This is a genomic window from Bifidobacterium olomucense (assembly GCF_012932375.1).
Classification (GTDB): Bacteria; Actinomycetota; Actinomycetes; order Actinomycetales; family Bifidobacteriaceae; genus Bifidobacterium; species Bifidobacterium olomucense.
Genome location: NZ_JAAIIG010000011.1, coordinates 14524 through 25776 on the forward strand (window position 1 = coordinate 14524; position 11253 = coordinate 25776).

6 protein-coding genes and 2 pseudogenes are annotated in these 11253 nt (G+C 60.1%); 1 reads left to right on the forward strand and 7 read right to left on the reverse strand.

Annotated features, from left to right (window positions below):
- Positions 1 to 37: 37 nt before the first annotated feature.
- Positions 38 to 2815 carry a valine--tRNA ligase gene (gene valS, locus G1C97_RS09895; protein ID WP_169241616.1) on the forward strand — a complete coding sequence of 926 codons (2778 nt, stop codon included), beginning with the start codon at positions 38 to 40 and terminating at the stop codon, positions 2813 to 2815.
- A gap of 213 nt (positions 2816 to 3028) precedes the next feature.
- Here the strand turns inward: valS and G1C97_RS09900 are convergent, their stop codons facing one another.
- From G1C97_RS09900 to gatB, 7 genes and pseudogenes are all read right to left on the reverse strand, one after another.
- Entirely contained in the window at positions 3029 to 3418 is a 390-nt protein-coding gene (locus G1C97_RS09900; protein WP_169241617.1) for a chorismate mutase, read from the reverse strand.
- 468 nt (positions 3419 to 3886) lie between these two features.
- Positions 3887 to 6016, reverse strand: coding sequence for a transcription termination factor Rho (gene rho / locus G1C97_RS09905; protein ID WP_169241618.1), 2130 nt, complete (start codon positions 6014 to 6016; stop codon positions 3887 to 3889).
- A 404-nt stretch (positions 6017 to 6420) separates the two neighbouring features.
- Positions 6421 to 8034 carry an NAD(P)/FAD-dependent oxidoreductase gene (locus G1C97_RS09910; protein WP_169241619.1) on the reverse strand — a complete coding sequence of 538 codons (1614 nt, stop codon included), beginning with the start codon at positions 8032 to 8034 and terminating at the stop codon, positions 6421 to 6423.
- A gap of 127 nt (positions 8035 to 8161) precedes the next feature.
- Positions 8162 to 8476 (reverse strand): DUF2469 domain-containing protein, encoded by a 315-nt coding sequence (locus tag G1C97_RS09915; protein ID WP_003828150.1) that lies wholly within the window; start codon positions 8474 to 8476, stop codon positions 8162 to 8164.
- A gap of 6 nt (positions 8477 to 8482) precedes the next feature.
- Positions 8483 to 8605 (reverse strand): annotated as a pseudogene (locus G1C97_RS12555) (GNAT family N-acetyltransferase); the annotation flags it as partial.
- 146 nt (positions 8606 to 8751) lie between these two features.
- Positions 8752 to 9556, reverse strand: a pseudogene (locus G1C97_RS09920) (GNAT family N-acetyltransferase); the annotation flags it as partial.
- A gap of 175 nt (positions 9557 to 9731) precedes the next feature.
- The gene (gatB, locus tag G1C97_RS09925) at positions 9732 to 11231 is read right to left on the reverse strand and encodes an Asp-tRNA(Asn)/Glu-tRNA(Gln) amidotransferase subunit GatB (protein ID WP_100496489.1); all 1500 of its coding nucleotides are present in this window, start codon (positions 11229 to 11231) and stop codon (positions 9732 to 9734) included.
- Between the last annotated feature and the right edge of the window lie 22 nt (positions 11232 to 11253).

Below are 11253 nucleotides of genomic sequence, written 5' to 3' on the forward strand. Positions count from 1 at the left end.
TAGGCCTTGTCATACAACATGCATACACTTTGGCCTTATGACTGAAGGCAATTCCATCATCAACGCCAACCTCACCCCGCTGCCCGACAAGGTCGGCGTGGACGGTCTTGAGGATAAGTGGCGCGCCGTTTGGGACGAGAACGGCACCTACAAGTTCAACAACACCCGTGACCGCAAGGCCGTGTACTCCATCGATACGCCGCCGCCCACCGTCTCCGGTTCCCTGCACGTGGGCCACGTGTTCTCCTACACGCATACCGACGTGATCGCACGGTACAAGCGCATGCGCGGCTACGACGTGTTCTACCCGATGGGTTGGGACGACAACGGTCTGCCCACCGAGCGCCGCGTGCAGAACTACTACGGCGTGCGTGTGGACGTCTCCCTGCCGTACGATCCGGATTTCAAGCCGCCGTATGAGGGCACCGACGGCAAGAAGATCGATGCCAAGGATCAGGTTCCGATCTCCCGCAAGAACTTCATCGAGCTGTGCGAGAAGCTGACCGCTCAGGACGAGAAGCTGTTCGAGGCGCTGTGGCGCAAGCTGGGCCTGTCCATCGACTGGTCCCAGACCTACCACACCATCGGCGAGCATCCGCAGCGCGTGGCCCAGAAGGCCTTCCTGCGCAACCTCGCCCGCGGCGAGGCCTACCAGCAGGATGCCCCGGGCCTGTGGGACGTGACCTTCCAGACCGCCGTGGCTCAGGCCGAGCTGGAATCCCGCGAATACCCGGGCTTCTACCACAAGGTGGCCTTCCGCTTCGAGGATGGCACCCCGATCTACATCGAGACCACCCGTCCGGAGCTGCTTGCCGCCTGCACCTCGCTGATCGCCAACCCGGATGACGACCGCTACAAGAAGTACTTCGGCCAGGAAGTCTACTCCCCGCTGTTCAAGGTCAAGGTGCCGATTCTGGCCCACCCGGCCGCCGAAATGGACAAGGGCGCCGGCATCGCCATGTGCTGTACGTTCGGTGACGTGACCGATGTGCAGTGGTGGCGCGACCTGAAGTTGCCCACCCGCCCGATCATTCAGCGCAACGGCCGCATCGTGATGGATACCCCAGACTGGATCACCGATCCGGCCGGTCGTGAGATCTTCGCCGAAACCGCCGGCAAGACCACCTTCTCCGCACGTAAGGTGATTGTGGACAAGCTGCGCGAGGCCGGCGATCTGGACGGCGAGCCGACTCCCACCAAGCGTATGACGAACTTCTACGAGAAGGGCGACAAGCCGCTCGAAATCGTCACCTCCCGTCAGTGGTACCTGAAGAACGGCGGTACGGACGCCAAGCTGAACGCCGAACTCATCGAGCGCGGCAAGGAGCTGAACTTCCATCCGGACTTCATGCGCGTGCGTTACGAGAACTGGGTGCATGGCCTGAACGGCGACTGGCTGATCTCCCGCCAGCGCTTCTTCGGCGTGCCGTTCCCGCTGTGGTACCCGGTCAAGGCCGACGGCGAGCCGGACTACGATCACCCGCTGACCCCGTCCGAGGATCGTCTGCCGATCGACCCGACCATCGACGTGCCGGAAGGCTACGACGAGTCCCAGCGTGATGTGCCCGGTGGCTTCACCGCCGAGAAGGACATCATGGACACTTGGGCCACCTCCTCGCTCACCCCGCAGATCGTGACCCACTGGGCCGAGCCGGACGAGGCTTCTCAGGCGCTGTTCAAGGCCACCTTCCCGATGGATCTGCGCCCGCAGGGTCAGGACATCATCCGCACCTGGCTGTTCTCCACCGTGGACCGCGCCCACCTTGAGAACAAGTGCCTGCCGTGGGCTCATGCCACTCTCTCCGGCTGGATCCTCGATCCGGACCACAAGAAGATGTCGAAGTCCAAGGGCAACGTGGTGGTGCCGAACGAGCCGATCGAGAAGTTCGGTGCCGACGCCGTGCGTTACTGGGCCGCGGCCGCCCGTCTGGGTCTGGATGCCACCTATGACGTCGGTCAGATGAAGATCGGCCGTCGACTGGCCATCAAGCTGCTGAACGCCACCAAGTTCGCTCTGGCGATCGGTCGTGAGGACGAGAACCATCATGTGGGTGATTCTGCTGTGGCTGCTTGGAACCCGGCCGATGTGACCGAGCCGCTGGATCGCGCCGCCATGGCCAAGATGGCCCTTGTGGTGCGTCAGGCCACCGAGGCTCTGGAAGCCTACGAGCACTCGAAGGCTTTGGAGGTCATCGAAAGCTACTTCTGGCAGTTCTGCGACGACTACATCGAGCTCGTGAAGAACCGTGCCTACGGCACCGCGGACGCCACCGGCCACACGCCGTCTGAGGCCGCCGTGAAGTCCGCTCGCACGGCTCTGGGTCTGGGGCTGGATGCTTTCACCCGTCTGCTGGCCCCGTACCTGCCGTACGCCACGGAAGAGGTGTGGAGCTGGATGCACGCCGGTTCCGGTTCCGTCCACCGCGCTGCATGGCCTACGCCGGATGTGTATGCCGCTGCCGCGTTCAAGGTGAATCCGGAGCTGTTGGCTCACGCCGGCGAGGCACTGGCTGCGCTGCGCGGCATCAAGTCCAAGGCCAAGGTGTCCATGAAGACCCCGATCCTCTCCGTCAAGCTCGGTGTGGATGACGAAGTGCGTGCCTCCTTGGAGAGCGCTCTGGGCGATATCGCCGAGGCCGGTCGTGTGGTGGGCCGCATTTCCTTCGTGGGTACCACCGCTGCGCTGAAGGCCATGCATGAGACCGCTGAAGCCGCTGTGGACGCCGCGAAGAACGCCAAGGCCGAAACCGAGAACGCTATCAGCGTGATCGTTGAGGACAGCGAGCTCGGCGAGCCGCCTGTTAAGAAGAAGTGATTCCACTTCTTCTTAACAGGCGGCCTTCGCGGCTGCTTATAGTGCAGCCACTCACCTCGCCTGCGGGAAGCCCGCTGGGCTTCTCGCTATACGGCTCAGCCGGTTAAGAAGAAGTGACGTCTGCCGCGTCACCACTGTTCCGGCAAGCTATATAGTTATAACAAGGAGGGGCTTGTCCGACTGGTTGAATCAGTCGGACAAGCCCCTCCTTTATTATGCGAATACGTCGAGCACGCCCGGATCCCCTCCGGCGTCGGCGATACGCTGATGACGCTTCTTCGCTTCGGTCACCACGAATTCGCGGTATTTTTCCGCGATTTCCGGGTCTAGGCCCGCTTCGATGGCGATGCGGTGAAGACGTTCGATCTGATAATCTTCGCGCTTCATGTCTTCAGGAGCAAATCCGGCATTGGCTTTCAGCACACCCACCTGCGAAGTGGTTTTGAACCGTTCGGCAAGCAATGAGATCACAGCGGAGTCAATGTTGTCGATGGATTGACGAAGCGCTTTGATACGCGCCACCGCCTGTGCGGTTTCCGGATGGGCCGCCGCCTGGGCGGAATCAATGGTGGTCCTCTGCCAGTCACTGCTCGTTTCGCTCATAGATTCGAGAATACTCCCCCACCACGGTTTTTTGCGAGCCTTCGTGTTCCTTGCGACTTCGCATGATGCTCTTTATGGTCCAATAAGCCAGCTATCTCGTTTGCAAGGGGCTGATTTCCGCTTTTCAGAACATCTATCTGCTCTACAAGGGGCGGTCCATCAGGTAGACAGGCCCTACAAAGCGGTATAACGGCGTTGGTGTATAGGGCTCAATATGGGTGTTATCGTTCCGTCGCAGCCCCTTGTAGGGCAGATAGGCGTTGCGGGAAGCGGAAATCAGCCCCTTGTAGGGCAGATATCCGGCATTTCAGCTGCCACGGAGCAACCATCGCACAGTTGGACGGTGAACAGCATCCTCTCCGGGTCCACAGTGCAGCGCCCAGCAACCACCCAATACGATACCCAATACGATAAAAAGGGCTGCATTCCACATGACATGGAATACAGCCCTAAGCGCACGTTACAGCGTCAGTTGCCGTTGGTGGCATTGCCGGTATTGGCCTGCTGCACAATGGCCGCGAGGAAATCGCGGTTGGTGGCGGTTTTCTTGAGACGCGGCACCAGCGTCTGATAGGCCTGTTCGGGCTCCATGCCGCCGAGCAGACGACGCAGACGGTAAATAATCGGCAATTCCTGAGGATTGGTGATGAGCTCTTCGCGTCGAGTACCGGACGCATTGATGTCGATGGCCGGGAAGAGACGCTTGTCCGCCAACTCGCGGGACAGACGCAGTTCCATGTTGCCGGTGCCCTTGAACTCCTCGAAAATCACCTCGTCCATCTTGGAGCCGGTTTCCACCAGTGCGGAGGAGATAATCGTCAGCGAGCCGCCGTTTTCGATGTTGCGCGCGGCACCGAAGAACTTCTTCGGCGGGTACAATGCCTGAGCATCCACACCACCGGAGAGGATACGCCCGGAGGCCGGAGCCGCAATGTTGTAGGCGCGGGCCAGTCGGGTCATGGAGTCAAGCAGCACCACTACATCCTGTCCCAGCTCCACCAAACGCTTGGCACGTTCGATGGCCAGCTCGGCAACAGTGGTGTGGTCGGAGGCCGGACGATCGAAGGTGGAGGAGATGACCTCACCCTGCACCGTGCGCTCCATGTCGGTGACCTCTTCAGGACGCTCGTCCACGAGCACCACCATCAGATGCACTTCCGGATTGTTGGTGGCGATGGCATTGGCGATGTTCTGCAGCGTAATCGTCTTGCCTGCCTTCGGCGGGGAAACGATCAGACCACGCTGCCCCTTGCCGATCGGGGCCACAATATCCATGATGCGGCCGGTAAGCTTGTTCGGCACGGTCTCCTGCTTCAGGCGCTCCTGCGGGTAGAGCGGGGTGAGCTTGGAGAACTGCGGGCGGTTCAACGATTCTTCGACGCTCTGGCCGTTGATGGAATCGATGGACTGCAACGGCACGAACTTCTGGCGCTGGTTGCGGCGATCGCCTTCACGCGGGGCGCGAATGGAGCCATGTACCGCATCGCCCTTACGCAAGCCGTACTTCTTGACCTGTCCCATGGAAACATACACATCGTTCGGTCCGGGCAAATAACCGGAGGTGCGCACGAAAGCGTAGGAATCAAGCACGTCGATAATGCCCGCCACGGGGACCAGATCCTCGGCCGGCTCTTCACGACGGGCGTCACGATCCGCGCGTTCGGCACGTGCTTCATGATCATCACGACGACGATCGTCCTCGCCGTTGGCGTCGCGGCCACGCACGCGACGACCGCGACGATCCGCGCGATCGGAACGGTCATTGTGAGCATCGCGATCGGCACGGTCGCCACGGTTGCGGTTACGACGCACAAATTCACGTTCTTCGCCGTTGTCTTCACCGTCGGCCGGCTCCACATGCTTCTGCGTAGGCAAGGTGGCCAGAATATCATCAAGATCGCGCACATTGTCGTCACGATCCTCATCACGACGACGCTCCTGATCACCCTCATCATTGCGAACACGACGGATAATCGGCTCGGCAGGCTCCTCACGGCGCGTGCGACGAGAGGCACGATCGCCGTCATCGCCTTCTCCCAAGTCAAGCGAAGCAAGCAGATCATCGGCAATATCGTCCTGCTTACGGGACTTGCGGCGCGGGGCCTCACCATCGGCGTTCTTGCGTCGTGCGGAACGACGGGAATCTGCAGCGTCCGACTTGCGACGAGTCCGACGACGAAGAGCTTCCGATTCGGTGCCATCTGCGGATTCAGAGACGGCTTCCACCGCAGCGGCAACGATGTCAGCCGCATCCTGAGCGCGGGTATCGGCATTGTCGGAGACGGCAACGGAAGCATCTGCAACAGACTCGGCAGAAACAATCGGAGCATCCGCAATGTCTGCAGGCGCGGCGATAGGCTCGGACTCGGTCGGCTGGGTGGCGATCTGGGCAGCGGTTTCGGCATCCTTGCTGGCTTTGGCACCCTTAGGCGCACGTACGGTTACACCAGCCGGCGCCTGACCGCCACTGCGCGCGGCCTGAAGAGTGGCGATGAGTTCGGGCTTGCGCATGGTCGACGTGCCGCGCAATCCCATCTGCTTGGCGAGCTCTTTGAGCTCAGGCAGTTTCATACTCTCAAGATCTTGGCTATTTGCCACTGGTATGCCCTTTCCGTACCGCGCAAGCCCACGGCCGCCACGGCGTTAAGAGTGATATTTGCGGGTTCACCCGCCAACGAATGTCCGTCTGCGTCTCTGGTGCCTGAACGAACGTTGAACACTTTACAACGTCAGCCAGACCAACGCAAAACGACTGTGGAACGGCCCCATCAAACGCATATCGACAGTCATATATCGCACAATCCAATCAGATTCGGCGCACAGCCTCAGCAGATACGGACGTGCCAGACGTGCCGGAAGACGCGAAGAAGCACATAACAGACAAAGCCCTCTCAGGCGGGATTCCGCTTGAGAGGGCTTTGTCACGTTGCAGCAGCCGTCTGAACCCGAAGGCACACAAAGGTACGCCGAGAGGTGGAGAAAGGCTGATGACGCTCCATTATTTACTTTTGCTCATGGTAGGACTTTTCAGTGTTGACAGACCACACGTTCTTCTTGGAGGTCTTGCCGGTCTTGATGTTGTCCACGGCTTCCATGGCGGTGGCCATGGAGTGATCCATGTTGTTGTAACGGTGCTGACCGTTACGGCCCACGCAGTACAGGTTGCCGAAACCATCGAGGTATTCGATGAGCTCGTCCATGTGCTCGTAAGTGTCGAAGTAGGCGGGGTAGGCCTTCTTGACGCGCTCACGATGAGAATCGAGCACATCGTCCGGGCCGCTGATCACACGCATGCGGGTGAGCTCGGAAATGGCGAACTTGGTGGCGTCCTCGTCGCTCATGTTCCAGAAGGAGTCACCTTCCTCGCAGAAGTACTCCAGGCCGACCCACACGGTGTCGTCCACATCCTTGACCAGATACGGGCTCCAGTTATTGAAGATCTGCAGACGGCCGACCTTGTAGCCCGGATCCTGCACGTAGATCCAGCAATCCGGCACGATCGGCGGGTTGCCGAGAGTGGGGATGTCGGTGGTGTTCTTGAGCTTCAGATGCTTGACCAGAAGGCCCACGGTCACGAAGTCGCGGTACGGCAGACCGTTGGCCACGGCGGTCATATCGGTCGGGGCCGGCTTGGAGTCGGTGGCCTCAGGATCGGCACCGGCGGCGTCGATCGCATTGACCAGATCCTTCACCGGCATCGAAGAAATGAACTGATCGCCGGCGAGCTCGGTACGGTTGCCCTCGGAATCCTCGTACACCACGGAAGAGACGGCACCGTTGGTCTGACGAAGCTCCACCACCTTGGCGTCGGTCAACACCTTAACGCCCGCGGCCTCGCAGTTGGACTCCACGGTCTCCCACAGCTGGCCGGGGCCATACTTCGGGTACCAGAATTCCTCGATGAGGGAGGTCTCCACCTCGGCGTTGGAGCGCTTCTTCGGCAGCAGCTTCTGGAAGGCGTTCTTCAACACCCCCATGATGGACAGGCCCTTGACGCGCTGAGCGCCCCAATCAGCGGAGATCTGGGAGGGGTGACGGCCCCACAGCTTCTCGGTGTAGCCCTCGAAGAACATCGAATAGAGCTTGCGGCCGAAACGATTGATGTAGAAGTTCTCCAGATTGTCTTCCGGCAGCTTGTGGAACATGGACTTCAGGTAGCTGAAGCCGGCCACCAGCGTGAGCTTGAAGCCCATGGCCTTGAACGTGTTGGGACTCAGCGAAATCGGATAATCGAAGAAACGACGGTTCCAGTAGATACGGGACACACGGTGGCGCTTGAGCATCACCTTGTCTTCCACTTCAGGATCCGGGCCGCCCGGTTCCATGTCGTGTTCGCGGCCAAGCTTCTTGTCATCGTAGGAAGGAGCGCCCTGCAGCGGCAGCACGGTCTTCCACCACTCCATGATGCGATCGTCCTTGGAGAAGAAACGGTGACCGCCGATATCCATGCGGTTGCCGTTATGTTTGACGGTGCGAGAAATGCCGCCGAATTCGCGGGTCTCCTCCAACACGGTCACGTCATACTTTTCGGAGCCACCGTCCTTGACGAGCTCCCATGCGGCGGTCAGACCGGCGGGACCACCGCCGATAATCACCACGGATTGCTTTTCGCTCACTTGCATCTCCTTATAACCAAATCAGCGATAGCTTACCTTAAGCCTTGGAAACGCACGCTCTGATTGTGCATTTCATCACGATTTCTCTTCGGCAATCGCCTGTGCTCCAGAGTGCCTAATGGATTGCCTAATGGATATCGTCCGGGATGTCGATATCGGTTTTCTGGACTTCCTCTACATTCACGTCCTTGAACGTTACGATACGCACGGATTTGACGAAACGGCTGGAACGGTACACATCCCACACCCATGCGTCAGTCAGCTGCACATCGAAATACACATCCTGTCCGGCGGAACGTACATTGAAATCCACTTTGTTCGCCAGATAGAAGCGACGTTCAGTCTCCACCACATAGGTGAACAGCTTGATAACGTCGCGGTATTCCCGGTACAGAGCAAGTTCGGCGTCGGTTTCGTAATTGTCAAGATCCTCGGCGCTCATGCCTGATTATTCACCTTCCGTTTCACGCTTACGGCCGCGGCCCAGCGTACGCCACCATGCTTCCTTCGAAGGCTTGCGCTCGCCCTGCCCGTACGGCCAGTTGCTTTCCTCTTCCAAGCTGCGGCGGGTGGTGCCGTGCTTGCCATCCTGCTTGTCGTCGCCAGCCCGCTTTTCCTTGGCCGCATCCTCATGGTTTTCGGACTCGCCCGCCGTACCCGGTTGAGTATATTCCACCTGATCGGCGCCGGATCCATCCGATGCGCCCGTCCGTTCCTGATTCACCTGAATGGCGATGGAGTGCTCACGCGCGGACAACGCCTCTTTGACACCGGGATTGTCCTCGATCAAATGCATGCCGAACGCGTCAAGAGATCGAATCGGATCGTATTCGTCCACCAAGGTGTCCATGACGATCAAATCCTGATACTTGTCGTTCTCCGCATCCCACAGCGCATCACGCGAGGTGCCGGACGGCACGAAACCGAGCGACTGGTACACGGAAATGGAGCGGCTGTTCTTCTCCGGCACACCAACCCAAATACGGTGCATGCCAAGGCCGGCCGGCTCAGGAGCGAAACCATAGGTCATAACGCGCGGCATGGCGTCACGCGAATAGCCACGACCGCGATAATCCCGACCCAGCACGATCTGGATACGGGCGGAGCGGGACCAACCATCGATATCGATCAGGAAGATCATGCCGATGACGTTGTCGGTTTTCGCGGCATCCACTTTGCCGTCATCGTCGTGATCGGCGTCGGTGAGCACCGCCCATGCGATCGTGCGGCGAGATTCCGGGTCTCCCACACCGGATTCCGCCGGCGCCTGACCGGCTTCCCATGCCTGGGAGCGACGAACCCACGTATGCACCACCGCACGTTCGGTGGCCGGGTCCTTGCCGGTGATTTTGGAGGCACCGTAGAAGGCGTCAAGTTCATCCAAACGAGGCAGATCGTCAACGGTTGCCGGGCGCAGATGCACCATTTCACCGGCAATCGGCGGAATAACGATGCTACGCGGCAGATCGCGCGCCGCTTGCGCTTTCATTGCCATACTCAGCGTCTCGTTGGTGTCAGTCATTGCTAGTTGTCCCCTGTTTCGGCTCACGATTCAGTGCCGAACATATATTACTCGACTGGGTGAACGCTGAAAAGCGACTGTGAACGCTGCATACAGCACAACAGGCCGTAACCGCGCGGACCATTGGTAATGTCGCGCGGTTACGGCCTGTTGCCTGTACTGGTGTATTGCCCGATCAGTTCTTGATCTTGCCCATGACGACCTTGGTCACGGCCTTGGCGTCGGCCTGACCGCGAGTGGCCTTCATCACAGCGCCGATGATCACGCCCATCGGCTTCATGTTGCCGCTCTTGAGCTTCTCGACCACGTCGGGGTTGGCTTCGAACGCCGCGTCCACGGCAGCCTCGATAGCACCGTTGTCCTCGACGATCTTGTAGCCGTGCTTGGCGACTACCTCGTCCGGAGTGCCTTCGCCCTTCAGCACACCGGCGACGGTCTGCTTGGCGAGCTTGTCGTTGAGCTTGCCGTCGGCGATGAGCTTCTCCACCTCGGCCACATCCGCCGGGGTGACCGGCAGCTCTTCAAGCGAGACGCCCTTGGCGTTGGCTTCGCGGCTGAGCTCGCCCAGCCACCACTTGCGGGCACCGGCGGCGGAAGCACCAGCCTTGACGGTTTCCTCGATGAGATCGAGGGCGTCGGCGTTGAGGATGTCACGCATCTGCAGGTCGGTCAGGCCCCACTCGCTCTTGAGGCGGTTGCGACGCTCGCGCGGCATCTCCGGCATCTGGGCCTGGATCTCGGCGATGTGCTCCTTGGTGATGTGCAGCATCACCAGATCAGGATCCGGGAAGTAACGGTAATCGTCCGCATCGGACTTCACGCGACCGCCGGCGGTGGTCTGCGTGGCCTCATCCCAGTGGCGGGTCTCCTGCAGGATGTCCTTGCCTTCGTCGAGGCGAGCGGCCTGACGGCGAATCTCGTACTGGATGGTCTTCTCGATGCCGCGGAAGGAATTCACGTTCTTGGTTTCGGAACGAGTGCCATACGGGGCATCGGCGGACGGACGCAGGGAGACGTTCACGTCGGCACGCATGTTGCCCTGCTCCATACGAGCGTGGGAGATGCCCAGCGCACGCACGATGTCGCGGATGGCGCGCATGTAGGCGCCTGCGATTTCCGGAGCACGGTCGCCCGCGCCTTCGATCGGCTTGGTCACGATCTCGATCAGCGGCACACCGGCGCGGTTGTAATCCACGAGGGAGTGATCGGCACCTTCGATACGGCCATCGGCGCCACCGACGTGCGTGTTCTTACCGGCGTCGTCCTCGATGTGGGCGCGCTCGATCGGCACACGGAACACAGTGCCGTCTTCCAGCTCAACGTCCAGATAGCCGTTGCCGTTGGTGGGCTTGTCGTACTGGGAGATCTGGTAGTCGCGCGGCATATCCGGGTAGAAGTAGTTCTTGCGGGCGAACTGGCTCCATTCGGCGATCTCGCAGTGCAGGGCGAGGCCCAGCTTGATGGCGTAGTCGACGGCGGTCTTGTTGACCACCGGCAAGCTGCCCGGCAGACCCAGGGAGACCGGGGTCAGCTGGGTGTTCGGCTCGCCGCCGAACTCGATATGAGCAGGGCAGAACAGCTTGGTGTTCGTGCTCAACTCAACGTGGGTTTCCAAGCCGAAGACCACATCGTACTTCTTGGTGGCATCGGCGTACTTCATCAGTTTTTCAGCCATGATGTTGCTTTTCTTTCCTTCC

Coding starts and splice junctions, on each gene's coding strand:
- gatB (WP_100496489.1), bottom strand. CDS start 11,231: ATGGCTGAAAAACTGATGAAGTACGCCGATGCCACCAAGAAGTACGAT.
- G1C97_RS09915 (WP_003828150.1), bottom strand. CDS start 8,476: ATGAGCGCCGAGGATCTTGACAATTACGAAACCGACGCCGAACTTGCT.
- valS (WP_169241616.1), top strand. CDS start 38: ATGACTGAAGGCAATTCCATCATCAACGCCAACCTCACCCCGCTGCCC.
- G1C97_RS09900 (WP_169241617.1), bottom strand. CDS start 3,418: ATGAGCGAAACGAGCAGTGACTGGCAGAGGACCACCATTGATTCCGCC.